Consider the following 25,480-nt stretch of genomic DNA (forward strand, 5'->3'; position numbering starts at 1 on the left):
CTAGTCGTAGAGGGTAAAGTCCGGCGCGTACGGAAAGCTCGCGGCGATCGTGGTGCCCTGCCCCGGCGGGCGTGTGGGCATACCGCGACAGTGGCGCCGCGGACCCGGCCGGGAAATCACAATTTTCCTCGATGTGAGGTCGTCGAGGGCCGCTCACGCTGAATTCATGAAACGTGTGCTGGCGGCGATCACCGCGGTGGTCGTGATGCTTGGAGCGGGAGCGGTTCGGTGCACCAAATGGTTCGCCGAAGCCGCCGACATAGTCGCGGTCGCGGTCGACGTGCTCGGCGACGACCCATTCTTCGAAGATTCCCTGGGACAGGACCAGCAGGTCGCCGAGCCGGGCTCCTACGGGGGCGCCCAGCTCGGCGACCTGCCCGGCCTGTACGGCGGCACCCGCAGGAAACGCGTCTGCGACAAAGAACGACTGATCGAATATCTCACCGACCCGAAAAACAGCACGAAGGCCGAAGCCTGGGCACGCGTAAGGGGAATCAAGGTCAACGCCATTCCCAAATACGTACGGAAACTCACCTCCGTGCTGTTGCGAAACGACACGCTGGTCAAGAACCACGGTTTCCGGGAGGGCGTGGAGACCGTGTTCGAGGCCCTTCTGGAGGCGGGCATCGCGGTGCTGGTCGATGAGCGCGGCCAGCCGGTGGTCAAATGCAACTGCGGCAATCCGCTGGCCGAGCCGAGCGTGACTCCGGCCGACATCGACCCCGGCGTCATCGCGGACGCGGACTGGCGCGCGCGATTCACCCCGGAGAAGGTCACCGTGGTCAAGAAGAGCAAGAGCAAGCGGGTGCGCCGGTTCCATCTGCTGGACGTGCTCACCGGGCGGGGCATCGGCCGGCCGGCGGGCGCGGACGCGGCGAAGGACGTGGACCTGCCACGGCCGCCCGAGCCGCCCGAGCCGCCCGAGCCGGTCGAGCTGGTCGATGCCACGCTCGTCGGGACGTGGCGGTCGTCGGGGCCGATCACGGCGCTGGTCCGGGTGGCGGACTCCGGCGGCCTGACGGGCGTCCTGGCCGAGGACATGGTCCTCACCGACAGCTGCGTGGTGCCCGCGGGCAGGACGGTCTGGCATCCGAGCGGACGAGGCCCCGAATACACCGGTTCGATCACCTCCATCGAGGTCACGACATGCGCCGATATGTCGGATGTCGAAGCCACGTGGACGGTGAAGGACCAGAACACCATGACGATGTGTGTGGTCGTGGAGCCGGTGCAGTGCTCCGAGTGGTCCAGAACCTGACGCCGTTCCCCTTACGATTTCTAACGTACAAAAGATGGACGATCGTCGGCGGAACCAGTAACGTCCTCGTGGGCGCAGACCTGACCGCGGAGGAGTCACGCATGTCCACCAAAGCACACCGCAAGCCCGTGGCACCGCCTCCGCCTGCCCAGACCGCTTCAGCCTCCCGCGTCGTGCTCGTGGCCGCCGTCACCGCGGTCGTCGCCGGTCTCGCGGGAGGCACGATCGGCTACCTCGTCGGCAGCCCGAGCGCGAGCGAGGTCGCCGTCGCCGAGATGCGCCAGGCCGACGAGGTCCGGGACAAGCAGCAGGTCGAGGACCTGACCGCCATGGCCAAGTCCACGGCGGAGGAACTGGACAAGGTCCTGGCCGCCTTCGTCCTCGCGGTCCCGCAGGACCCGGCCGCCCAGCCCCAGCCCGCCGTCCCCGAGATCGTCCACGGCTGGCAGGACGTCGTACGGAAAGTCGCCGAGAAGCACGCCGACTCCCCCTCCGGGATGACGGCCACCAACGTGGCCCGAGGCGGGTTCCGCAGCGCCGTCAACGCGTTGAGCGCGGCCCTCGACTCGTACGCGGCGGTGCTCGCCCTGCCAGAGGATCAGCGCAAGCCGCTGCTCGACCTGGTCGCCCGCCAGCGCACCACCGCGATCACGATGTGGTCCGTCGCCGCGACCCAGCTCGACCAGCTCAACGTGGATTCCGGCCACGGCCACCAGCACGCGTACCTCACAGGAACCCCGGGAGACGGCTCGATCCCCGCCGACAACATCCCCGAAGGCACCGAATAGCCGCCCGCCAGGCACAGCGCTCCCGAGTGCCAGGGCGTTCCAGCTGTTCCGCGCATCCGGAACCGGCTGGAACGCCCCCTTTGGTAAAGCTCTACGGGAGGCGGGTCATCATGTCGATGTCCAGGGATGGTTCGGGTAGTTCTGCTAGTAGGAAGCCTGGGCGCAAGGGTTCCGGCACCGGGCCGGCGAACCGCCAGGACGCCAGGCGGCCGGGCAGGCGGAACGACGAGCCGCGGCGGCCCGACCGCCGGGATCCGGGGGCCGCGTAGCTGGGGGTTGCATGTCTCTTTAAGTACGCGGCCTGCGGAGTATGGCCGAGTGACCCTCCGCTAAGGGACTTATGGCCCTGGGTTGGGATGGCATTTACGGAGTCGAATGGGAGGTAGATGGGGGAGAGATAGTGATCAATGCGGTTGACAGAGAAGCCATGGGCGTCGTGGTCGGGGTGGACGAGAGCTCCGGCTGCGAGTCGGCGCTCGCGTACGCGTTCGAGCAGGCCAACAAGGGCCGCCAGATGCTGCGGGCCGTCCACGCGTGGCAGGTGTCGAAGCACGGGATCTGCTCCGACCGGGAGGAGATCGAGCGCAGCATGACGGCGGACCGGCTGGAGGTCTGGCGGCCGCAGTACCCGGAGGTGACCGTGGTGGCGGATGTCCGGCACGGGCATCCGGTGGACGTGCTCGTCGAGGCGTCCCACGGCGCGGACATGCTCGTCGTGGGCGCGCGGGGCGACTCCCACAGCGGCGGCGAACTCGGATCGGTGAGCGGGGGTGTTCTCTACCGAGCGAGTTGTCCCGTCGTGGTGGTTCGTTGCCCCAAACAAGGTCGGGACAATGACTGACCGTGGTCGTGCCTGAACGGCGCGGTGGAAGAATGCTGGTATGACGCTGGGTGAGTCGCATCCGCTTCTTCCCAGCATGCGCCTGGACGAGTTGCTGGCCGAACTCCAGAACCGGCTGGAGGCGGTGCTGTCCACTCGGGATCGGGTGCATGCTCTGCTTGAGGCCGTCGTCCTGGTGGGCAGTGACCTCGAACTGGAGCTGATGCTCCGGCGGATCGTGGAGACGGCCACCACCCTCGTGGACGCCAGTTACGGCGCGCTGGGGCTCGTCGGCGAAGAGAACGCGATGGTGGAGTTCATCCCGGTGGGGCTCACCGAGGACCAGATCGCCAAGATCGAGCACTGGCCGCACGGGCTCGGCCTGCTCGGTCTCCTGATCAAGAAGCCCGAGCCGCTGCGCATGTCGCGCATCTCCGACCACCCCGAGTCGTACGGCTTTCCGCCCGGCCATCCCCCGATGGGGTCCTTCCTCGGCGTACCGCTCCGGGTACGGGACGAGGTCCTGGGCAACCTCTACCTGACCGAGAAGCGCGGCGGCCTGGAGTTCGACGAGGAGGACGAGGAGGTCGTCGCCGCCCTCGCCACCGCCGCCGGCGTCGCCATCGCGAACGCCCGGCTGTACGAGGAGACGCGGCGCAGGGAGATCTGGCTCCAGGCGTCCACCGAGGTCACCACCTGCCTGCTGTCGGGCGAGGACGTGGACGGGGTGCTGGCCCAGCTGGCCACGCGGGTCAGGGAGATGGCCGACGCCGACGTCACCGTCATCCTGTTCCCGACCGGCGAGGAGACCCTGCGGGTGGAGTACAGCGACGGCGTGGACGGGCTGGTCGGGCAGGAGGTGCCCGTGCTCGGGTCGTTCTCCGGCGAGGCGTACCTGACCGCGCAGCCGCACACGGTCAACGACCTGGGCGGGAAAGGGCTGCGCATCGGGGGGGATCCGCCGATCGGCCCGGCGGCCGCCGTACCGCTCGGGGTCGGGCGTTCGGTGCGCGGGGTGCTCGCGCTGGGCAGACGCGAGGGCCGGATGCCGTTCACGCCGGGGATGCTGCGCATGCTGCACGGGTTCGCCGGCCAGGCCGCCATCGCCCTCGAACTGGCCGAGACCCGCAAGGACGCCGAGCGCCTGGGCCTGCTCGAAGACCGCGACCGGATCGCGAAGGACCTGCACGACGTCGTCATCCAGCGGCTCTTCGCGGTCGCGATGACGCTCATGAGCACGGTCCGCCTGGTCGACCACCCCGAGGCCACCACCCGCCTCCAGCACGGCATCGACGAACTGGACGAGACGATCCGGCAGATCCGCTCGACGATCTTCGCCTTCCAGGCTCCCCGTGAGGGCGCCGACGCCGGGCTCCGCGGCCAGATCACCACCCTGGTGGCGGGCGCCCGCGCGCGCCTGGGCTTCCAGCCCGGCCTCCGCATGGACGGCGCCCTCGACAACGAGATCCCCGACCCCGTCGCCGATCATCTGCTCGCCGTCCTCCAGGAAGCCCTCTCCAATGTCGTACGGCACGCGAAAGCGTCCCGCGCCGACGTCAGCGTGAAATCGACGCCGGACGGCCTGCTGACCCTGGCCGTGGAGGACAACGGCGTCGGCATCCCCCTCAACGGCCGCCGCAGTGGCCTGCGCAACCTCCAGGACCGGGCCGTCCGGCTCGGCGGGTCCTTCACGGCCGACCGGGTGAGCACCGGCGGCACCAAGATCACCTGGTCGGTGCCGTACCGATGATCTGACGGCCGGTGAGCTGCTGGGGGCGCATCACGATGAAATGGTCGTGGTCGCCGGGGGCCCACGAGGTCAGGGGCAGGGCGTTCAGCCGCTGGAGCTCGTCGAACTCGGTGACGGCCCGCGAACGGCCGACCGCCGTGACCGACCAACCGGTCCGGGTGAGAGGGTCGAACTCGTCCACCTCGAAGGCCACGACGGCGCTGCGGGTGGCCGCCGCCAGCCGGGACCCGATGGCCGTGCGGATGACGATGTCCTGGCCGACCAGCAGGTAGTTGACCGGCTGCACGGCCGGGAGGGCACGATCGGTGAAGACGATGCGGCCGATCGGGGCCCGGCCGAGCAGGCGCAGGCAGTCTTCGGACGACAGGACGCGGAGTCCTGCCGAATCCACGTCCTCGGCCGGTCTGGGCACGATGAACCCCGTAGACCGGATCGAGGCGGTGTCACGCCGGAAAGAAGTCATGTCACTCTGACCGTTCCGCTTTGAGCCGGGCCGCCAGGGCCGCGGCTTGGGTGCGGCGCTCCATGCTGAGCTTGCCGAGCAGATTGGACACGTAGTTCTTCACGGTCTTCTCGGCCAGGAAGAGCCGTTGACCGATCTGCCGGTTCGTCAGGCCTTCACCGATGAGTTCGAGAATCAGGCGTTCCTGCTCGGACAAGGCGTTCAGCGGATCCTGCCGGGTCGCCTGGTCGCGCAGCCGCTGCAACATCGCGGCCGTGGTCTGCGGGTCCAGCAGCGAATGGCCTTTCGCCACCGTACGGACCGCGCCGACCAGGTCGGAGCCGTGGATCTGCTTGAGCACGTATCCGGAGGCGCCGGCCATGACCGAGTCGAACAGCGCGTCGTCGTCCGCGTACGAGGTCAGCATCAGGCAGGCCATCTCCGGAGTTCTGGAGCGCACCTCGCGGCAGATGTCGACGCCGTTGCCGTCCGGCAGGCGTACGTCCAGGATGGCCACGTCCGGCTTCAACGCGGTGATCCGCGCGACCGCCGATTCGGCGGTTCCGGCCTCCCCGACGATCGTGATGTCGTCCTCGGCGTCGAGCAGCGCCGCCACACCGCGCCGGACGACCTCATGGTCGTCGACCAGGAACACGTGAATCATGCCTCCGAACCTAGGGGAGGCGGTGGGGGTCACAGTAGGGACCAAGGTCCCGCGACCTGGCCTTATCTGGAGCTTTACCGTCTGGGCAGTCCCTTGACGGGCTCGGTACGGAGCCGCGCGGTCCCCTAGTGGTAGGTCCATCTGCCGTCGGCTATCCCGGCTAGCGTGACCGTTTGGGCGTTGTATGTGAGGTCTTTGGAGGCCGTGACCGGAATCGAACCGGCGTACACCGCTTTGCAGGCGGTTCCCTGGGCCACTCGGGCACACGGCCAGGTTTGATCTAGGCGTTGGTGGGGCGTCGGGCCAGGCGGTTGTCCAGGTCGGTGGGGTCCTGGAGGAACCAGACCTGGTCGCCCTTGTTGGTTTCGCGGATGAAGTCGCGCAGTGCGGTGCTTGTGGCGGTGTGGTGGGTGATGTCGCCGGTGATCACCAGGAGGAGTCGGTAGGTGACGAACTTCTGCATGATGGTGCCGGCGAGGCCCGTACGGAGTTGGAAGAAGGCGTCGTCCAGTCGTTGCGCGGGGATCGCGACGACGTCGGCTTGTTGACCGAAGGCCTCACCGATCAGATCGACGGCGTCGTGTTCGCTTTTCACTGGATTTCCGTCGGGACGGCAAATGAGAACGCGAAATCCATGGATGGGGGAAATTGTTTCCGGGATGCCTGAAGACATGACTCGCTGCTCCTTTAAGCAGACATGGAAAATCCCTTTGAAAGGGTGAAATTGCGCCGCCGCTCGGGCTCGCCGCTGCTTGTGGACGGCTGTGACCTGTGAAGTCAGCCTGGAAGAGGCTGTGGGAGATGGCGGCGGGAGATGGCGGCGTGACGTGGAGGTGCGTCAGGCGCGACAACAGGAGGAGGTGGTCAGCGCACAGGTGTAGCGGGCTGCTGAGACCGCCGCTTTCCTGTTCATCCTCTGACTCCCGTTGCTTCGTCCCCGTGGGGGACAGTAAATTCTCTACCGAAAATGACGGTAGCAGTCGATATCGTCGGCGTCAATTTCGCAAAGGAGATCCGCCATGACCGGCCATGATTTTTTTGCTCAGCCCAATCTGCTTCGGCCTGAGGTGAGTCTTGAGCAGGCGAGGGCGGTGGCCGCGAAGCACTTCCGGATCGTGGGGGAGATCGAGGAGCTGGGGAGTAACCAGGATCGGAACTTCCGGGTCGACTCGGGGCGGGGACGGTTCCTGTTGAAGGTGCCGAACTCGGCGTACTCCGATCAGGAGTTGGACGCTCAGGACCGTGCGTTGTTGCGCTTGGCGGAGGCGGCCCCGGAGTTGCGGGTGGCGCGGCCTGAGCTGAGCTTGGATGGCGGCTATCTGGCCCGGTTCGATGCGGACGGCACGAAGCTGCGGGCGCGGCTGTTGAGTTTCGTGCCGGGGTTTCCGTTGTACGACTCGCCGTACCTGGCTCCGGTGGTGGTCGGGCGGCTGGGGGCGATGGCGGGGCGGGTCGTGGCCGGGTTGGCGGATTTCGAGCATCCGGGGTTGGAGCGGATGAGCCAGTGGGACCTGCGCAATGCTCGCCGGGTCGTCGAGACGTTGATCGGGTTCGTACGCGACGAGGCCGGGGCCGAGCGGGTTCTGCGGGCCGTGGGGGCGGCGTGCGATCACCTGGATGCGCTGGCCGGCGGGCTTCGGGTGCAGGCGATCCACGGTGACGTCACCGATGACAACGTCGTGTGCGAACGGGATCGGAACGGGCGGGCGCGGCCCACGGGGCTCATCGACTTCGGTGATCTGGGCAGCGGCTGGCTGGTGGCCGAACTCGCGACGACCTGCGCCTCGATCCTGCACCACTCACCCGAACGCCCCCTCGCGACGCTCCCCGCGATCCGCGCCTTCCACGAGATCGTCCCCCTCGACGACGCCGAGATCGAAGCCCTCTGGCCGGCGATCATCGCCCGCACCGGCGTCCTCGTGGTCAGCGCCGAGCAACAGGAACTCATCGACCCCGACAACGACTACGCCACCCAGCGAACCGACCACGAATGGCGCGAGTTCGACGCAGCCACAAGCCTCCCCGCCGAGGTCGCAACCGCCGCGATTCGCGCCGCCCTGTCCTTCGACAGACCAGTCCGAAGCTCAACGTCGCCCGGCCCTCGGAAGCGAGGAGAGGGGCCGCTTTCCTCGTCTGCGGTTGAGGATGAGCGAGGGCGGGCGAGCTCGGGCGTCGCGTCGGAGGGGCGAGAGTCTTCGACCGGAGAAACCCGGGAGCGAACTTCGCGTCTGCTTCCCACGATCGGTGTCGCCGAGGTGACCGCGCTTGACCTGGCGACCCAGAGTGAAGCGCTGCGCGACGGGAATTGGCTGGACGCCGACGCGGAATCGCGGATCGTGAGCGGATCCCCGGCGACGACCGCTGTTTTTCGATACGGCGAGGCGCGTCTGACCCGGACGAATCTGCATGCCGATCAAGCCCCTGAGACCGTAGCGCTCGGGGCGGAGATCTTCTGCCCGCCGGGGACTCCGGTGGTGGCGCCCTTCGACGGAATCCTGCGTTCAGGCGAACCCGGCTCTCTGATCCTGATGGGCGCGGAGGCCGGCCTTCACCTACACGGGATCAAGCCAGCCGTCGGGTCCGCGAGCCAGTTCCAGACAGACGGCCTGCCCGGCGAGGACGACAGCGTCCTCCTGGCCGCGGATTCGGGGAACGAGTTCCGCACGGGCGATCTGCTCGGTGATGGCGACCGCGTCCATCCAGGGGAAGCCGACTCGACGGCCGCCGGAGACCGACTTCGGGCAGGTGATCTGCTGGGGTACACCAGTTCTGTGCCCAGGAGTGGACTCTGGGTGCAACTGTGCACGCTGCCCGATCGCCCGGGCTGGGCACCTCCGGCGTTCGTCACCGCTGAGACCGCCGAAGCCTGGCGGAGCGTGTGTCCCGATCCTTCGTCAGTGATCGGCTTTGACTGTGCGGCTCCCGTCGAGTCGAGCAGTGCGGAGATCCTTGAGCTGCGGCGTATCGCTCTGGCTGAGGTGCAGGGGAACTACTACGACGCGCCGCCGAGGATTGAGCGAGGTTGGCGGCAGCATCTCACTGACCTTGATGGTCGGACATATCTGGATATGGTGAATAACGTTGCGGCCATTGGGCACGCGCATCCGCGGCTGAGCGCGGCCGTGGCGCGGCAATGGGGGCTGCTCAACACGAACTCGCGGTTCAACTACAAGGCCATCGCCGAGTTTTCGAAGCGCTTGGCGGATCTGCTTCCCGACCCGCTTGACACCGTGTTCCTGGTGAACAGCGGCTCGGAAGCCGTGGATCTGGCGCTCCGTCTGGCTCAGACGTTCACCCAGCGTCAGGACGTCTTCTGCGTGACGGAGGCGTACCACGGCTGGACGATCGGCTCGGATGCCATTTCGACCTCGACAGCGGACAATCCGAATGCGCTGAGCACGCGGCCTTCCTGGGTGCATCCTGTGCTCGCGCCGAACACGTTCCGGGGAGAATTCCGGGGGGCGGATGCCGGTGCGCGGTATGTGGAGGACGTTCGCCGGGCCATTGCGGAGGCCGTACGAGAGGGGCGGCCGCCGGCGGCTTTTGTTTGTGAGGCGTTTTATGGGAACGCCGGTGGGGTGCCGTTGCCGGACGGGTATCTGACCGAGGTCTATGCGGATGTCCGTGCGGCCGGGGGGTTGTGCGTCGCGGACGAGGTGCAGGTCGGGTACGGGCGTCTGGGGCACCACTTCTGGGGATTCGAGCAGCAGGGGGTGATCCCGGACATCGTCACCGTCGCGAAGGCCATGGGCAACGGCCATCCCCTCGGGGCGGTGATCACGCGGCGGGATGTCGCGGAGACGTTCTCCCGGAACGGCTATTTCTTCTCCTCGGCCGGCGGCAGTCCGGTGAGTTGCGCGGTCGGCACCACCGTCCTGGACGTCATCGCCGACGAGGGACTCCAGCGGAACGCCGCCGAGGTCGGCGACCACATCCGCCGCCGCGTCGAGAACCTCGATCACCCGATGATCGGCGCGGTCCACGGCATGGGTCTCTACATGGGCGTGGAACTCGTCCGGGACCGTACGTCGCTGGAGCCCGCGGCCGAGGAGACCGCCGCGATCTGCGAGCGCATGCGGGAACTGGGCGTGATCGTGCAGCCCACGGGCGACCACCTCAACGTCCTGAAGATCAAGCCACCCATGTGCCTCACCGAAGAAAGCGCCGACTTCTTCGTGGACAAGCTGGACCAGACGCTCCGCGACGGCTGGTGATCACGGGTTGGCGCGCTGGGAGGCCGCGGCCTCCGGGTGGAGGTCGGCGAGGGTGAGCCGGTGGGCGGGCGGGTCGGGGAGGATGAGCCGGGTGGTCATGGAGCAGTTCGGGCCCGCGTGGAGGAGTTCGCCGGGGTTCATCAGCTGCCAGCTGGGGTCGTCGTCCATGGGTTCGCTGGCCACGACGAGGGCGGCTTTGGTGGCCAGGTCGGTGCAGCGCACGTGGATCCGGCCGTCGGAGCCGCAGTGGTTGAGTTCGTCGCCACCGGGTTCGCGGGCCAGGACGTGGAGTTCGTGGGTGTCGGGGTAACGCAGCGCCCACAGCCCGTCCGCGGTGATCAGGATGATGTTGAGGGCGTAGAGCGGGAGTTCGGCGGCGACCCACCGCAGGGCGCTGGACAGGCCCGCCTCGATGTCGCCACCGTTCGCGCGGATCTCCCGGGTGATCAGGGCGAATACCCGTTCTGAGTCGGTTTCGCCGTGGACGAGGGACATGTCGGGGCCGAGGTGGGCTTCCAGCAGGTCGAGCCCTTCGACGACCCCGTTGTGCGCGAAGAGGCGGCCGTCCTGCTCGAACGGATGGGTGTTGCGTTTCGCCAGGCCGCCGGTCGACGCGTACCGGACGTGGGCGATGAAGGTGGTGGATTCGGTGTGCTTCGCCTCCGCCGCGAAACACCGGTCCTCGTACGCGGCGATGGGCGCCTTGTAGACGAGCGGCTGGCCGTCGGTGACGTAGTGGCCGAGGCCGGTGCCGTCCGGTTCGCGGCGGCTCTGCTCGGTCAGGCTGTCCGGCGCCTCCAGCAGCCAGAAGGTGGCGCAGGCCCGCAGCGGCGTCGAGCTCAACCCGAACAGGCGGCACATTTCCGATTCCCTCCGTCGAACATTCCCCCGTACTGGTCTACCCACGTTCGGCGGCATTTTGGCTGAACCAGTCTTAATTCAGTCGTGATAACGGCTGTTCCGGCCTGAGTATTGACTGGTATTGCCGCGAAGCTGATACTCGGTTCACCGTAAGAGAGCGTTCTCACGAGTGGAAGAGTGCTATGCCGTCCCCCGATTCGACGTCGTCCCAGCGCGCGGCGAACCGCGCCCGCGTGGTACGCGCGTTGCGGGAGCGAGGCGCGCAGAGCCGCCGCGAACTCACGGAGATCGGCCTGTCCCGCTCGACGGTGAAGAGCGTCGTCGAGGAGCTGATCGACGCCGGAACCGTCACCGAGTACGCCGACGCCAAAGCCGCCCGCGGCACCGGACGCCCGCCCGCCCTGGTCGGACTCAAGGGCGATCTCGGCGTGGCGGTCGGTGTGGAGATCGCCAACGGCGTCGTCCGGGCCGCCGTCTGCGACACCGCCCAGCAGCTGCTGACGCACGACTCCGTCCCCACCGACGACCACACCCCGCCGCAGGAGACGCTCAAGACGGTGGGCACGCTGATCGACCAGATGCTGGACCGGTTGAGCCTGACCCGGCAGGAGGTCATCGGGGTCGGGATCGCGGTGCCGGGGCCGATCCAGCGGCGTACCGGACTGAACGGGCGGGCCACCACGCTGAAACCGTGGGTGAACGTCAACGCGCACGTCACCGCGGCGGAGGCGCTGCGCCTGCCCCTGCTCGTCGACAACGACGCCAACTTCGGCGCGCTCGCCGAACTCACCTGGGGCGCGGCCCGCGGCCTGCGGGACGTCGCCTACGTCTACACCGCCTCGGGGATCGGTGTCGGCTTCATCCTCAACGGCAGCCTGTACGCCGGAGCGAACGGAACCGCCGGCGAACTCGGCCACACCACCATCGACGAGAACGGAGAAGTCTGCGAGTGCGGCGGCCGGGGCTGCCTGAACACCCTCGCCAACGCCGATTCCATCTCCCAGAAGCTCTGGCGCAGCCACGGCGACCGCCTGTCCATCGCGGACGTGATCAAGATGGCCCAGCTGGGTGACGTCGGTTGCCGCCGCGTCATCGCCGACGCGGGACGGCACATCGGCTTGGCCGCCGCCAACATGTACAACCTGCTCGACCCCGAGCTGATCATCCTCGGCGGGAATCTCGCGCCCGCGGGGGACATCCTGCTCGGGCCGCTGCGGGAGTCCATGGCCCGGCGTGCGATCCACGCCGGGGAGGTGCTCCCGCCGTTCGTCGTCGGCGAGCTCAGCGAGCACGTGGTCGTGGTGCTCGGCGCGGCCGCCGCGGTGCTTCGGGACGCCGACGCCTTCCCGCTTCCCGGCCGGCCGAGTCTGTCCGGCCGGACAAGCACAACGGTCAGAGCCCGAAGGCCCTGACCGTTCGCCGCACGCGAGTGCGGGTCGCTCGGTTCGACCGCGGTTGCCGCCGCGACCGGACCTGTTACGCCACGGGGTGGGCCCGTGGCGGCGATACAAGGTGGAGCAACCATGAATCTACATCGCTATGGGCGGCTGCTCGTCGCCGCGGTCGCGCTCGTCGTCGCGGCGGCGTGCAGTTCCCCCGCCACCGAGGCCCCGGCCACGCAGGCCACCGGCGCCGAGAAGCTGAAGATCGCACTCTCCAACTCCTTCATCGGCAACCAGTGGCGGGTGGAGATGGAGAACGTCTTCAAGGCCGCCTGCGCGATGCCGCCGTACGTGGACCAGGTGGACTGCAGCGTCTACAACGCGGGCAACGACGTGTCGACGCAGTCGCGGCAGATCTCCAACCTGATCTCCCAGGGCGTGGACGGCATCGTCATCAACGCGGCCTCGACCAGCGGGCTCAACGGCGTGGTCCAGCAGGCCTGCGACCGGGGCATCGTGGTCGTGTCGTTCGACAACACGGTGGACGCGGCCTGCGGGCTGACCGTCAACACCGACCAGGTCAAGTTCGGCCAGCAGCTGGCGCAGTTCCTGGTGGACCAGCTGAAGGGCCAGGGCAAGGTCATCATGGTGACCGGGGTCGCCGGCACCGGGGCGGACAACGACCGCAACAAGGGCGCCAAGGAGGTGTTCGCGGCCAATCCCGGGATCGAGGTCGTGGCCACGTACAGCGGGATGTGGGACTCGGCGACCGCGCAGCGGGCGACGTCCGGGCAGCTGCCCAGCCTGCCGGAGATCGACGGCGTGTGGGTGTCCGGCGGGACCGACGGCGTGATCAAGGCGTTCAGCGCGGCGAAGCGGCCGATGCCGGTGTTCGCGGGCGAGGCCGAGAACGGGTTCCGCAAGTACATGGCCGGCATCCTCACGCCGAAGGTCAACGGCATGTCGATCGGGCAGCCGCCGTTCCTGTCGGTGATCGCGCTTGAGCTGGCCCGCGGGGTCATCAAGAACGAGCATCCGAAGCAGAGCGTCACCATCCCGTTCCCGGTGGTCACGTCGGAGACGCTGGTGCCCGGCGAGACGGTCTTCCCCGACCTGCCGGACAGCTTCTTCGCCGACTTCACCGACTCCGGGCCGAACGCCACGGTGATCCTCTGCCAGGAGGCGGCCACCGACGGCACGCCGTGCCCGGGCAAGACCCTCGACGTCAACTTCGGCCAACGATGAGACCGGTGCCGACACGGGCGGAGACGCCTGCCTCGGCGGAGGTGCTCGCGGTGCGGGCCTCCGGGGTGCACCGGGCCTTCGGCGGCGTCCAGGCCCTCCGGGACGCGTCGTTCGCGGCGCGTCCCGGGGAGATCCACGCGCTCGCCGGGGAGAACGGCGCGGGCAAGAGCACGCTGATCAAGGTCCTGTGCGGGCTGATCAGCGCCGACCGGGGCACGGTGGAGATCTTCGGCCAGCAGGTGCGGCGGGTGGTCGAACCGGCCGCCCGCCGCCGGCTGGGCGTCGCCACCGCGTTCCAGGAGCTGTCCCTGCTGCCCGACCTCACGGTGGCGGAGAACCTGCTGCTGCAGGATCCGCCCCGCGGCCGGCTCGGCCTGGTACGGCGCAGCCGCCTGGCCCCCACCGCGGACGCCATCCTCCGGCGGTACGGCGTCGACTACATCGACAGCCGCGCCACCACCGCCGACCTGTCCGTCGCCCACCGCCAGATCGTCGAACTCGTCCGGGTGCTCGCGCAGGAACCCCGCGTGGTCATCCTGGACGAGCCGACGGCGGCGCTGCCGGACCGGCAGGTGGAGTGGCTGGCCGGCCACATGCGGCGGCTGCGCGACGAGGGCTGCTGTGTGATCTTCACTTCGCACCGGTGGCGGGAGATCGAGCAGCTGGCCGACCGGGTCACGGTGTTCAGGAACGGCACCCGGGTGGCGACGCGGGACCGCATCTCGGAGTCCGAGGCGGTGACGCTGATGAGCGGCCGGACCCTGGAGGGCACGTATCCGGACGTGGCCGCGCTGCCCGTCGGGGAGACCGCGCTGCGGGTGGACGGCCTGGCCGGCGGACGGCTTCGCGGGGTCTCCTTCGAGCTGCGGCAGGGGGAGATCCTCGGGGTCGGCGGGCTGGCCGGGCAGGGTCAGCGCGACCTGTTCCTGACCCTGTTCGGGGCCCGCAAGGCCGAGTCGGGGGCGCTCCGCGTCGGCGGCGAGGCGGTCACCGTCCGGCGGCCGAAGGACGCCATCCGGGCAGGCATGGGCATCGCGTACGTGCCGGAGGACCGCAAGGCGGAGGGGCTGTTCCTGCCGCTGTCGATCCGGGACAACGTCGCGCTGGCCACCCTGTCCCGGCGGTCGGCGGCAGGGTTCGTCCGCAGGGGCGCCGAACGTGCCGCCGTGGCGTCGATCGGCGGGCAGTTGCGCATCGGCGGCGGCCGGGCCACCAACCAGGCCGTCGGCACGCTGTCCGGCGGCAACCAGCAGAAGGTGGTGATGGCGCGGTGGCTGCTCACCGACGCCCGCGTCCTGCTGCTGTTCGACGTGACCCGCGGCGTGGACGCGGCCACCAAGCACGACATCTACCAGCTGGTCGCCGAACTCGCCGCGCAGGGCAAGGCCATCCTCTTCCACTCCAGCGAGACGGAGGAGATCGCCAACCTGTGCCATCGGGTTCTGGTGCTGCGCGAGGGCCGGATCTCCGCCGAACTTCCCGGCCCGGTCGGCGACGCCGACCGCATCGTGGCGGCGTCGCTGAAGGAGGTGGGGGATGCGTGAGTTCATGGCAAGGCTGCGGCTCGTGCCCGCCCAGGCGGGGCTCGGTTATGTGGTGCTGGTGGCGACGGCGGCGGCCTACCTGGTCGTTTACACGTCCAGTCTCGGGCGGTTTCCGACGTCGTTCGACTATCTGTCCATTCTCAACACCATGCTGCCGCTGGTCTTCGTGGCGATCGGGCAGAGCCTGGTGGTGCTCACCGGGGGCATCGATCTGTCCGTCGGGGGGATCGTCAGTCTCTGCGTGACCGTCACCGCGACCACCGTGACCGGGACCGGGCTCGCGCCGTTCGGCTGGCTGCTCGTCGTGCTCGCGCTGGGCGCGGCGTGCGGGGCGGTCAACGGAATGATCGTCGCCGTCGGGCGGATCGCGCCGATTCTGGCGACGCTGGCGACCTTGTCCATCTTCACGGGGCTGGCGTTGTGGGTGCTGCCGGTGCCGGGCGGGTCGATTCCCCCGGTCGTACGGAATGTGCTGTCGAACCCGAATGTGCCCACCGGGCTGATCTGGCTCGGGGTGGCCGTCGGGGGATGGCTGGTGCTGCGGCGTACCCGGTTCGGGATGCGGGTCTACGCCATCGGGAGCGACGAGACCAGCGCGCGGGCGGTGGGTGTGCCGGCCGGAAGGGTGAAGCTCGGCGTGTACGCCCTGTCGGGGCTGTGCAGCGCGCTGGCCGCGATCTTCTACGTGTCCACCACGACGGCGGGTGACGCGAACGCGGGCGCGCCCTTCATCCTGACGTCGATCGCGTCCGTGGTCGTCGGCGGCGTCGCCTTCACCGGCGGCCGGGGGAGCGCGCTCGGCGCGGTCGCGGGGGCGGTCGCCCTCACCCTGGTCATCGACGTGCTGTTCTTCGCCGGGATCGACCCGCTCTACCAATCCCTGTTCCAGGGGCTGTTCCTGGTCGTCGCGGTCCTGCTCGGCACCGCCGCGACCTTCCTGACCCGACGGCGGAGGGCGACACCGTGAACGTGGACATGGCGCGGCGGTTCGACACGGTCACGCCGGGCGTCCGGCGGGTGTTCTACGCGTACGCGGTGGCGGCGGCCGTACTGACGCTCGGGGCCGTGCTGCATCCGGGCTTCGCCTCCTGGACGAGCCTGCGGGCGGTGCTGGTCGTGGCCGCCTTCACCGGGTTCGTGGCGGCCGGGCAGATGCTGGTCGTGCTGGTCGGCGGCATCGACCTGTCGATTCCCTGGGTGCTCAACGGCGCCGCGATCGTGCTGACCACCACCAGCCTCGGGCAGTCCTCGCGGCTGCCGATGGCGCTGGCCTTCGCGCTCGGCGTGGGCGCGCTGGCCGGGTTCGCCAACGGCATGGGGGTCGCCTGGCTGGGCGTGCCGGCCGTGGTGATGACGCTGGGGATGAACGGCGTCCTGCAAGGGCTCTCGCTGGGGCTGTCCAAGGGGCTCACGTGCGCGTCGTGCGGGTCGTACGCGCCGCAGCCGTTGCGCGATCTGTTCACCGGGGGAGTGGCGGGGGTTCCCGCCGCCCTGCTGGTGTGGATCGGGGTGGCGCTGCTGATGACCGTGCTGCTCACGCTGACGACGTTCGGCCGGCGTGTCTACGCGGTGGGTGTCAACTCCCGGGCGGCGTTCCTGTCCGGCGTCGGCGTACGCGGCGTGACCGTGGCCCTCTACACACTCAGCGGCGTGTTCGCGGCCCTGGCCGGGATCATGCTCGTCGGGTACGGCGGCCAGCCCTCGCTCGGCCTCGGCGACCCCTACCTCTTCGAATCCATCGCGGCCGTCGTCGTGGGCGGCGTCTCCATCCTGGGCGGGCGGGGCCACTATCTCGGCGTCGTCGCCGGGTCGCTCACGCTGGTCGCCGTCACCACCTTCCTCCAGGCCCAGCGGGTGCCCGAATACGGCCGGCTGATGATCTACGGCCTGGTCATCCTGGTCATCCTCTTCGCGTACGGACGGGACAGGTCTCATGACTGACATCGACGTCTTCGGCGACGTCACCTGCGAACTCGGGGAGAGCGCCCTGTGGGACGGCAGGCGCTTCCACTGGGTCGACATCACCGGCCGCCGCGTGTACGCGAAGGACTGGCCGGACGGGCCGACGCTCACGCTGGAAACCCCGGAGACGGTGGGCAGCGTGGCCCTGCGGGCCGGGGGCGGGCTGGTCGCGGCGTTACGCCATTCGCTCGCGTCCTGCGACATCGATCGCGGCGTCGTCACCGTCATCAAGGAGATAGAGAACCTGCCGGGAAACCGGCTCAACGACGGCGCGGTCGATCCGTCCGGGCGTTTCTGGGTCGGGTCGATGGATCTGGCGGAGTCCGAATCCACCGGATCGTTCTACCGGGTCGACGCCGACCTCGCCGTCACCCGCGCGTTCAACGGCATCATCTGCTCGAACGGGCCGGCGTGGAGCCCGGACGGCCGGACCATGTACCACGTCGATTCGACCCGGCGGCTGATTCGCGCGTACGAGACCGACCCCGCGACCGGCGAATTGGGCCCGCCGCGATTCTTCGCCTCCGACGAGGGGGATCCCTGGTATCCGGACGGGGTGACCGTGGACGCCGACGGATTCATCTGGAACTGCAAATGGGACGGCTCGCGGATCGTCCGGTACGCGCCGGACGGGACCATCGACCGGGTCGTCGAGGTTCCGGTGCGGCGGCCGACCCGGTGCGCGTTCGTGGGCCCGGATCTGACGACGATGGCCGTCACCACCGCCAGCATCGGCCTGGACGCGGCGGCACTCGCCGAAGCGCCGCTTTCCGGTCAGGTCCTTCTGCTGGATCCGGGGGCGCGCGGGCTGCCGGCACCCGAGTTCGCGGGCTGAACGGGGAGGCGTTCAGGTGCGGATGGTAGGACTGGGCGCATGTGTCACAGCACCAGCAGCAGGCCACCCGCTCCGCCTGTCGTGGGCGAGGTGGCGTCACACGGAACAATCGAGTTGATTTCCGGCGACGGCACCAGATTTCTCGCATACCGCGCCGAACCGGCGACACCCAACGGGCGTTCCGTAGTGATTCTTCCGGATATTCGCGGACTTCATCCGTATTACCGGGACTTGGCGGTACGTTTCGCCGAAGCCGGATTCAAAGTAATCGCCATCGACTATTTCGGGCGTACGGCCGGAACCGATGACGATCGGGGCGAAACATTCGACTGGCAGCCGAAGATCGCCCAGGTCACCTCGGAGCAGGTCCGCGCGGACGTCCTGGCGGCCGCGGCGGAACTGCCGGGGCCGGTTTTCACGGTGGGATTCTGCTTCGGCGGGTCTTATTCCTGGTGGCTCGGGGCCAACGGGAACGGCCTGGCCGGCGCCATCGGGTTCTACGGCGCGGTCCGGCGCATCGACACCATCCCCGAGACGCCCGGCGCGCCGTTGCTGCTGCTCCGCGGTGGCGCGGACACCGCCTCCACGGAGGAGGAGTTCGACACGTTCACCGCGGCCCTGGACCGGGCCGGCACCGAGCACGAGACCCACATCTACGAAAACGCGCCGCACTCTTTCTTCGACCGTTCGTACGCCGAATGGGCGGAGGCGTGCGCCGACTCCTGGCGGCAGATCATGGCGTTCACCGAACGCCATTCTGCTTGAAATTTTCACTAATTCGGCGGCTGATCGATCTCAAGGTCAGCCGCCGGCGGCGGACCCTCCCGGGACGCCGCGTGCCAGGACTTGAACCGTGCCACCCCCTCCGCCGTAGCTGGTGACGGAGGGGTTTTCGGGGCTTCTCGACCGACGGAGTGGTCATGAACACGCACGCGTACGGGGTGAGCGGAATGTGGTGCCAGATCTGCCAGGCCGTCCGGACGGCAGGTTTCGGCCTTGTCTAAATCACTGTCGAAATCACTGGCCAAATCGCTGGAGCTCACCACCGAGCTCTCCATCGGAGGCATGACCTGCGCCGCCTGCGCCGCTCGCATCGAGCGCAAGCTGCGCCGGCTCGCCGGGGTCACGGTCACGGTCAACTACGCGACCGAGGAGGCGACGGTCACCCACCCGGCCGCCCTCGACCCGGCGACCCTGGTGGCCGAGGTGGAGCGCGCGGGTTACACGGCGGAGTTGCGCCAGGCGATCCGTTCCGAGGAGCCGCTCCGCGCGCTGGAGGAACGCCTGATCGTCACCGCCTCCTGCGCGGTCGGTGTGCTGGCCCCGGCGGTGCTGCCGGTTTTGCGGGTGCCCGGCTGGGAGTGGGTCTGCCTCGTCCTCACCGTCCCCATAGTCGGGTACGGCGCCTGGCCGTTCCACCGCACGGCCTGGACCCACTTGCGCCACCGGGCCGCGACCCTGGACACCCTCGTCTCGGCGGGCATCCTGGTCGCCTTCGTACTGTCGTCGTGGCAGCTTCTGTCGCACCCGGCGCACGCGCTCGGCTATTTCGAAGTCGTGGCCGGAATAACTTTCGTCATCTTGACCGGTCGTTACCTGGAGGCCCGGACCCGGCGGCGAGCCGGCTCGGCCCTGCGCGACCTGCTCGAACTGGGCCCGAAAGAGGTCACCCTGCTGTGGAACGGCGAGGAGGTGCGTGTCCCCGCCGACCGCGTCACCGAGGGCGACGCCTTCCTGGTACGCCCCGGCGAGAAGGTCGCCACCGACGGCGTCGTGATCGAGGGCCACTCCGCGATCGACGCCGCCCGGCTGACCGGCGAAGCCATGCCCATCGAGGTCGGGGCGGGCGACCCGGTCGCCGGCGCGACCGTCAACGCGGGCGGACGCCTGACGGTGCGCGCCACCCGCGTCGGCCGCGACACCCGGCTCGCGCAGATCACCCGCCTGGTCGAATCCGCGCAGTCCGGCAAGGCCGTGGTCCAGCTCATGGCCGACCGGATCTCCGCGATCTTCGTCCCCGCCGTGCTCGCCGTCGCCGCCGTCACCTTCCTCGCCCGGTACGGCCTGGGCGCCTCCCCCGGCGACGCGGTCAGCGCGGCCGTCGGCGTCCTGGTCATCGCCTGCCCGTTCGCCCTCTCGACCGCCCTGCTGGTCGGCACCGGGCGCGGCGCGCAGCTCGGCATCCTGGTCCGAGGTCCGGAAGCGCTGGAGCACACCCGCGGGATCGACACCATCATGCTCGACAAGACGGGCATCGTGACCGACGGGCGCATGCGGCTGGCCGCCGTGGTGGCCGCCCCCGGCGAGTCCCGCGAGCAGATCCTCGCCCTGGCCGGCGCGGTGGAACGCGCCTCGGAGCACCCGATCGCGCGCGCCATCGACGAGGCCGGCGGCTCCGCGCTGCCGGTGGAGGAGTTCTCCGCCCTGCCGGGTCTCGGCGTCGAGGGCCGGGTCGCGGGCAAGTGGGTGCTGGCCGGACGCCGGGAGCTGCTGGTGCAGCGGTGGGGCGAACTGCCGGAGTCGCTGGAGAAGGCCCTCGCGGAGGCCGCGGGCACGGCCGTCGTCGTGGGCTGGGACGGCTTCGCGCGCGGGGTCCTGGTGATCGCGGAGGTGGTGAAGCCGACGTCGGCGCAGGCCGTACAGGAGTTGAAGGCGCTGGGGTTGAAGACGTGGCTGCTGACCGGCGACAGGTCGGCCGCGGCCGAGACCGTGGCGGCGCAGGTGGGCGTGGACATGGTGCTGGCGGGGCTGCTGCCCGAGGGCAAGGTGGAGGCGATCCGGGCGCTCCAGCGGCAGGGGCGCGTCGTGGCCGTGGTCGGGGACGGTGCGCACGACGCCGCGGCGCTGGCCCAGGCCGACCTGGCCATCACGATGGGCACGGGCACGGACCCGGCGATCGCACCGGCCGACCTCACGCTGGTCCGTGGTGACCTGCGGCTGGCGGCCGACGCGATCCGCCTGTCCAGGCGAACCCTGGCGACCATCGAAGGCAACGTCGTCTGGGCGGTCGGCTACAACCTCGTCACCATCCCGCTGGCCGCCACCGGCGCGATCCACCCGGTGGTCGCCGCGGTCGTGATGTGCCTGTCCAGCGTCCTCGTGTCGGCGAACAGTCTCCGGCTCCGCTGGTTCCGTTGAGTCACCGGCGCCACATGCCGATGCGTACGGGCACGCCGAGGGACGCATGCAGCACGGGGGGACCGTCAGGGGAGGGGATGTCGCCGGCTCGGAGCAGGCTCTCGTCGAGATGGACGAGCGACGCCTGCTGGAGAGGCCAGGGGGGATGTTCGACCTGGGCGCTGGCCAGGCGGCCGGAGACGAGGTTGAAGAGCAGGTAGCGGGCGGTCAGGAAATGCGCCAGCTCGTCGGGCGAGTCGAGGGACGAACCCACCCGGACCTCCAGGTCGACGTGGGCGCCGGGCGGCCCGGGAAGGCGACGGCGGCTGTGGTAGGTCCAGAGGGTCGCCGCCCTGCGCACCGACATGTCCGACCAGAAGTACGGCAGATGGAAACCGGCCCGCCCGCCGACCACCGCGGGCAGGCGCGCGGCGTCCAAAGAGAAGAACCACACCCCGGCACGGCCGGATTCGTCCCGGACGTAGGTGCGCACATTCGTTTCCGGGAAAAAGGACATCCAGGGAAGAGGCGGCATTCCGGGCATTCGCACCCCTTTCATGAGAAAAGGGACGAGGCCCACCCAGGCGCTGCCGTCGAAGGTCTCGGGGCTCAGGCCCGGCGGAAGAAGCGGGGCGACGGTTTCCGGGGGATAGCGCCAGTGCACGAAGGTCAGCTCGGACCAGCGCTGATGCATGACGGGCCTGACCACGGTCGGAGACGGCGGGGCTAGCACGGGCTGCTCCTCCGGTTTGATGGCGTCGGACGGGGTTAGTCCTAGCAGGTATGACTTGGTCATACCCCGCACTGAGTGATCCACTGATAACGCGATGTTCGTAGATTTGCCCAAAATGATGCGCGTCTGTTATCTCACCCGTCACAATGGCCACCGGAAACCAAGGATCGGTCCATACGAGTAACTCCATACGAGTAACGACGAACCGGCGTTCCCACGCCCGGAGGTCTCACGCATGGCCAGCACGCATTCCTCCAGCGACCTGGAGTCCGAACCACATCGCCCCTCCCGCCTGCGCTTCCTGGTGCCCGGGCTGCTGGTGGCGATCGCGGTGCCCGTCGTCATCCTGACGGCGCGGGGCGCGGAGCCCACGGAGCCCACGGAGTCCCCGGTGGTCCCCATCGCCGCAGAGCAGCCGGTGAGGGAACTCAAGGAGACCAGCCTCTGGAACCCGGCGACCACGATCACCCCGGCCAGCTACTCCGACCGGGCCGCCCTCGAACTCGGCACCCGGTTCACGGTGAGCGCCGAGGGCCGTATCGCCGGCGTGCGCTTCTTCAAGGCGCCGGGCGAACGCGGCCGGCACACCGGCAGCCTCTGGAACTCCCGCGGCGTACGGCTGGCGCGGGTCTCCTTCACCGCCGAGACGAGATCCGGCTGGCAGGAGGCACGCTTCGCCCAGTCCATCCTGGTACGGCCAGGCCAGACGTACACGATCTCGTACCACAGCGATCACGGCACCTACGCGGGCACGCGCGGCGACCTCACCACCGCCGAACCCCTCACCCCCGCCACCCGCCGCACCGGCGTCTTCCGGTACGGCGCGAGCCGCTTCCCCGACCGCTGGAACCCCAAGAACTACACGTACTACGTGGACCCGATCTTCCAGTGGTGGGAGAGCACCCCGAGGCCGAACCCGGGAACCCCCACCCCCGCCGTCACCCCCGCCGTCACCCCACCGGCCGCTCCGACGCCGACGGTCACCGTGACCCTGCCGGCCCCGGACCCGAGCCCGACCGTGACCGTGACGCTCACCCCGAAGCCCAGCCCGACCCCGACCCCCACTCCGACGCCGACCCCAACCCCGACGCCGACACCAACCCCGACGCCCACGCCCAGTAAGTCGCCCACGCCCAAGCCGGAGAACCCCGTCCCTGCCGGCGGCTTCCCGAGCGCGGCCAGCACGGGCGTGACCCCCGGCACCCAGCTCACCGTCGTCAACGGCGACCAGACCTTCGCCACCGACGGCCAGGTCGTCACGGGCAAGGAGTTCCGCGGCTTCGTCAAGGTGACCGGCGCCAACATCACCTTCAAGGACTGCGTGTTCCGGGGCGGCACCACCAACCGCACCATCCCGCTGTTCGACAGCACCCGCGGCCGCGACACCGTCGTCACCGACTCGGAGTTCGCGCCCGCCAACCCCAGCGCGGGCATCGACGGCGCGTGGACGCGCAACACCCAGATCCTGCGCAGCGAGTTCCGCGGCAGCACCGACGGCATCAAGGCCGGCAGCGGCACGGTCATCCAGGACTCCTACATCCACGACCTGACCTGGTTCGCCTCCGACCCCGACCAGAACGGCGGCCCGACCCACAACGACGGCGTGCAGTCGCTGGCCGGCGAGACCGGGGTGACTCTCCGCCACAACACCATCGACATGTCCACCACCAAGGACGCCAACGCGGCGCTCCAGTCGTCCGCGCCCAACACCACCGTCGTGGACAACCTCCTCGACGGCGGCGGCTGCACGCTCAACTTCAGCCACAACGGCCTGAGCGGCGCGCTCACCGGCATCAGGGTCAACGGCAACAGGTTCGGCCGCCACTCCTTCTTCAAGTGCCCGATCCTGCTCAGCACCCGGACCACCCTGGCGGAGCTCACCGGCAACGTCTTCGACGACACCGGCACGGCGATCCCGCAGCCGGAACGGCACGACTGACCCACGCGAACGGCCTCGGTCCCGTGGACCGAGGCCGTTCGGTGGTGATCGAAAGCGGTGATCAGAAACCGGGGAAGACCCGGCGCAGGTCGTCCAGGGTGACCGAAGTCCCCGTGAGCTCCACCGCGGCCGGGGTGTGCTCGGCGGAGTGACGGCCGACGATGAGGCGCAGCCAGTACTCGGCGGGAGCTGTGAGAACCGCGTCCGGCGCGTCCGGAACGTCGGTGATGCGAATCGCGTCACCGATTTCCAGGCCGAAGGAGCGCTCCGGCGAGGCGAGGTGAACGGCCAGAGTCACGTGCCGTCCGCCCAGCTCGGCGGGCTTGCCGGCGAAACCGAGCAGCCCCTCGACGCGGTCCACCACCAGCTCGACGGTGTCGAGGGCGAGCCCGGCCGCCGGGTCGAACGCGACCTTGACGTCCCAGGCGTGGTGGGCGACCTCGTTGAGGCGCATGCCGGCGAACGTGGTCACGTCGGCGGGCTCGGCGGGGAACCAGAACGCGACGCGGAGGTCCTGCCGCGTCTGCGGGTCCAGGTCCTCCAGGCGGCGTACGAACGTGTCGTTGGCGGTGATGTAGGCGTCCGCCCGTTCGGCGCGGGACATCCCGTCCCAGCGCGCCCACACCCCGCGGATGAAGTCGATGTCGGGAGCGCCGGTGCCCGCGACGGCCCCGTCGAGCGCGGCGAGGTTGATCTCCGAGCCGCTGCCCAGGTGGCTCAGCACCTGCGAGACGTCCCACTCGGAGGCGCCGGACCGACGGGCGAGGTCGTCGGCGGTGAAGCCGCGCACCCGCGCGGCGAGCTCGTCGAACTCGGCACGGAGTGCCTTGATCGTCTGATCCGTGCGGTCGGTCATCGGTTGCTCTCCTGTCGATCTGCTGGCTCTGCAACCCCGAACATCGCGGACGCCAAGGATCATCCCGAATGCAGCGATTCCAGGAAAAGCCGGTGCAACAGGGCGATCGCGTCGTCCACCCCGGCCCGGTCGCCGGTCAGCAGCAGGTCGAAGAGGAGGCCGCGGGTGGCGGCCAGGCTCAGTCGCGCGTACGCGGGGGCCTCGGCCGGGTCGATGCCGCCGCGCACGCAGAGGTCGGTGAGCGGCGGCAGCCAGACGTCGATCAGGTCGCCTTTCAGGCCCGCGGTGTACGGCCGGCCCTGCATCGCGTGCGCGGACAGTTCGAAGAAGAGGTGGCCGTAGCTCAGGGCGGCCTCCGCCACGCTGTGCCACAACCGCATCGAGCGTTCCGCCATCGGCAGGCCGTCGTCGGCCAGCATGGCGAGGGAGGCGCGCTGCTGGGCTTCGACGGTCCTGACGACCTCGGCGAGCAGGCCCTCGCGGGAGCCGAAGTGGTAGATCAGCATGCGGTGGCTGGTGCCGAGCCCGGTCGCGATGGAGCGCAGGCTGGCGTCGCCGATGCCGTACGCCGCGAAGTAGGCGATGGCGTCGGCCAGCAGGTTCTCCTTAGGGGTCAATTTAGCGGTCAATTCCGCTCACTTCGGGCTTTCAAGCCCTCGCCTTCCATGCGCAGATACCGGTTGATCAGGTTGGCGAGCACTCTGCCCGTCAGCGAGCCGAGCAGGCCCTGCTGGTCGATCGTCGCGCGGGCGAGCGTGCCGGTGCCGGCCGGTTCGACGTGGTGGCCGCCGGTGACGCGGAGGCCGGGTCCGGTGCTCACCCAGGTGAAGGAACGGCCTTCCACCAGTTCGGTGACCCGCCAGTCGGCGATGGGGAGCTTCGGCTGCTTGATTCTGGCCCGGGAGCCGACGCGCAGCGGCCCCGGGTCCAGGAGTTCGACCGAGTCGACCGTGCCGGTCCACTCGGGCCAGCTTTCGACGTCGCTGAACACCTCCCAGACCCGCTGCGGGGAGGCGTCGATGAAGACCGTGGATTCGAATCGCATGTACCAAATGGTACAAGCGCGGTGC

The 25,480-nt window shown here is 69.3% G+C and carries 22 protein-coding genes and 1 tRNA gene; 14 read left to right on the plus strand and 9 right to left on the minus strand.

Going from position 1 to position 25,480, the window contains the following annotated elements:
- The first annotated feature begins 166 nt into the window (after positions 1-166).
- From Aph01nite_RS02475 to Aph01nite_RS02490, 4 genes are all read left to right on the plus strand, one after another.
- A complete protein-coding gene (locus tag Aph01nite_RS02475) occupies positions 167-1,258 on the plus strand; it encodes a DUF6777 domain-containing protein (protein ID WP_204039050.1) in 1,092 nt (363 codons plus the stop codon).
- Between the two features lie 101 nt (positions 1,259-1,359).
- Positions 1,360-2,046 (plus strand): hypothetical protein, encoded by a 687-nt coding sequence (locus tag Aph01nite_RS02480; protein WP_204039051.1) that lies wholly within the window; start codon positions 1,360-1,362, stop codon positions 2,044-2,046.
- Positions 2,047-2,446: 400 nt separating this feature from the next.
- Positions 2,447-2,887, plus strand: a complete 441-nt coding sequence (locus tag Aph01nite_RS02485) for a universal stress protein (protein ID WP_204039052.1) — start codon at positions 2,447-2,449, stop codon at positions 2,885-2,887.
- Between the two features lie 40 nt (positions 2,888-2,927).
- Positions 2,928-4,616 carry a GAF domain-containing sensor histidine kinase gene (locus Aph01nite_RS02490; RefSeq protein ID WP_204039053.1) on the plus strand — a complete coding sequence of 563 codons (1,689 nt, stop codon included), beginning with the start codon at positions 2,928-2,930 and terminating at the stop codon, positions 4,614-4,616.
- Here Aph01nite_RS02490 and Aph01nite_RS02495 read toward each other — a convergent pair.
- The 4 genes from Aph01nite_RS02495 to Aph01nite_RS02510 form a co-directional block, all read right to left on the minus strand.
- Positions 4,591-5,028 carry a pyridoxamine 5'-phosphate oxidase family protein gene (locus Aph01nite_RS02495; protein ID WP_239161348.1) on the minus strand — a complete coding sequence of 146 codons (438 nt, stop codon included), beginning with the start codon at positions 5,026-5,028 and terminating at the stop codon, positions 4,591-4,593. The genes Aph01nite_RS02490 and Aph01nite_RS02495 overlap by 26 nt on opposite strands.
- 52 nt (positions 5,029-5,080) lie before the next feature.
- A complete protein-coding gene (locus Aph01nite_RS02500) occupies positions 5,081-5,722 on the minus strand; it encodes a response regulator transcription factor (RefSeq protein ID WP_204039055.1) in 642 nt (213 codons plus the stop codon).
- A 196-nt stretch (positions 5,723-5,918) separates the two neighbouring features.
- Positions 5,919-5,993 (minus strand) — tRNA-Cys (locus tag Aph01nite_RS02505).
- A 9-nt stretch (positions 5,994-6,002) separates the two neighbouring features.
- Positions 6,003-6,395, minus strand: a complete 393-nt coding sequence (locus Aph01nite_RS02510) for a DUF4180 domain-containing protein (protein ID WP_204039056.1) — start codon at positions 6,393-6,395, stop codon at positions 6,003-6,005.
- A gap of 346 nt (positions 6,396-6,741) precedes the next feature.
- Here Aph01nite_RS02510 and Aph01nite_RS02515 point away from each other — a divergent pair, with 346 nt between their 5' ends.
- Positions 6,742-9,936, plus strand: coding sequence for an aminotransferase family protein (locus Aph01nite_RS02515; protein WP_204039057.1), 3,195 nt, complete (start codon positions 6,742-6,744; stop codon positions 9,934-9,936).
- Here Aph01nite_RS02515 and Aph01nite_RS02520 read toward each other — a convergent pair whose 3' ends face one another.
- A complete protein-coding gene (locus Aph01nite_RS02520; protein ID WP_204039058.1) occupies positions 9,937-10,797 on the minus strand; it encodes a class II glutamine amidotransferase in 861 nt (286 codons plus the stop codon).
- Between the two features lie 182 nt (positions 10,798-10,979).
- On the opposite strand from Aph01nite_RS02520, the gene Aph01nite_RS02525 reads away from it, so the two are divergent.
- From Aph01nite_RS02525 to Aph01nite_RS02560, 8 genes are all read left to right on the plus strand, one after another.
- Positions 10,980-12,209 carry an ROK family transcriptional regulator gene (locus Aph01nite_RS02525; protein ID WP_204039059.1) on the plus strand — a complete coding sequence of 410 codons (1,230 nt, stop codon included), beginning with the start codon at positions 10,980-10,982 and terminating at the stop codon, positions 12,207-12,209.
- A gap of 111 nt (positions 12,210-12,320) precedes the next feature.
- Positions 12,321-13,424, plus strand: coding sequence for a sugar ABC transporter substrate-binding protein (locus tag Aph01nite_RS02530; RefSeq protein WP_204039060.1), 1,104 nt, complete (start codon positions 12,321-12,323; stop codon positions 13,422-13,424).
- Between the two features lie 5 nt (positions 13,425-13,429).
- On the plus strand, positions 13,430-14,968 hold the full coding sequence (locus Aph01nite_RS02535) for a sugar ABC transporter ATP-binding protein (RefSeq protein ID WP_204039061.1): 1,539 nt from the start codon (positions 13,430-13,432) through the stop codon (positions 14,966-14,968).
- Entirely contained in the window at positions 14,961-15,935 is a 975-nt protein-coding gene (locus Aph01nite_RS02540; RefSeq protein WP_204039062.1) for an ABC transporter permease, read from the plus strand. Before Aph01nite_RS02535 ends, Aph01nite_RS02540 begins: the two co-directional genes overlap by 8 nt.
- The gene (locus tag Aph01nite_RS02545) at positions 15,932-16,909 is read left to right on the plus strand and encodes an ABC transporter permease (protein ID WP_204039063.1); all 978 of its coding nucleotides are present in this window, start codon (positions 15,932-15,934) and stop codon (positions 16,907-16,909) included. The genes Aph01nite_RS02540 and Aph01nite_RS02545 overlap by 4 nt, the downstream gene beginning before the upstream one ends.
- On the plus strand, positions 16,902-17,765 hold the full coding sequence (locus Aph01nite_RS02550; RefSeq protein ID WP_204039064.1) for an SMP-30/gluconolactonase/LRE family protein: 864 nt from the start codon (positions 16,902-16,904) through the stop codon (positions 17,763-17,765). Before Aph01nite_RS02545 ends, Aph01nite_RS02550 begins: the two co-directional genes overlap by 8 nt.
- 39 nt (positions 17,766-17,804) lie before the next feature.
- Complete coding sequence (locus tag Aph01nite_RS02555) at positions 17,805-18,530, plus strand: dienelactone hydrolase family protein (protein ID WP_239161350.1); 726 nt, start codon at positions 17,805-17,807, stop codon at positions 18,528-18,530.
- A 231-nt stretch (positions 18,531-18,761) separates the two neighbouring features.
- The gene (locus tag Aph01nite_RS02560; RefSeq protein WP_275418338.1) at positions 18,762-20,903 is read left to right on the plus strand and encodes a heavy metal translocating P-type ATPase; all 2,142 of its coding nucleotides are present in this window, start codon (positions 18,762-18,764) and stop codon (positions 20,901-20,903) included.
- Position 20,904: 1 nt separating this feature from the next.
- Here Aph01nite_RS02560 and Aph01nite_RS02565 read toward each other — a convergent pair whose 3' ends face one another.
- Positions 20,905-21,678, minus strand: a complete 774-nt coding sequence (locus Aph01nite_RS02565) for a YqjF family protein (RefSeq protein ID WP_204039066.1) — start codon at positions 21,676-21,678, stop codon at positions 20,905-20,907.
- Positions 21,679-21,850: 172 nt separating this feature from the next.
- On the opposite strand from Aph01nite_RS02565, the gene Aph01nite_RS41990 reads away from it, so the two are divergent.
- Complete coding sequence (locus tag Aph01nite_RS41990) at positions 21,851-23,554, plus strand: DUF4082 domain-containing protein (RefSeq protein ID WP_204039067.1); 1,704 nt, start codon at positions 21,851-21,853, stop codon at positions 23,552-23,554.
- Positions 23,555-23,615: 61 nt separating this feature from the next.
- Here the strand turns inward: Aph01nite_RS41990 and Aph01nite_RS02575 are convergent, their stop codons facing one another.
- Genes Aph01nite_RS02575 through Aph01nite_RS02585 form a run of 3 tightly spaced genes read right to left on the minus strand, consistent with a single transcriptional unit; the run spans position 23,616 to position 25,455 of the window.
- Entirely contained in the window at positions 23,616-24,410 is a 795-nt protein-coding gene (locus tag Aph01nite_RS02575; RefSeq protein ID WP_204039068.1) for a maleylpyruvate isomerase N-terminal domain-containing protein, read from the minus strand.
- A 59-nt stretch (positions 24,411-24,469) separates the two neighbouring features.
- Positions 24,470-25,039: a TetR/AcrR family transcriptional regulator gene (locus Aph01nite_RS02580; protein WP_204039069.1), complete on the minus strand. Its 570-nt coding sequence runs from the start codon at positions 25,037-25,039 to the stop codon at positions 24,470-24,472.
- Positions 25,036-25,455: an SRPBCC family protein gene (locus Aph01nite_RS02585; RefSeq protein WP_204039070.1), complete on the minus strand. Its 420-nt coding sequence runs from the start codon at positions 25,453-25,455 to the stop codon at positions 25,036-25,038. The genes Aph01nite_RS02580 and Aph01nite_RS02585 overlap by 4 nt, the downstream gene beginning before the upstream one ends.
- Positions 25,456-25,480 lie beyond the last annotated feature (25 nt).

This window comes from Acrocarpospora phusangensis (assembly GCF_016862995.1).
Classification (GTDB): domain Bacteria; phylum Actinomycetota; class Actinomycetes; order Streptosporangiales; family Streptosporangiaceae; genus Acrocarpospora; species Acrocarpospora phusangensis.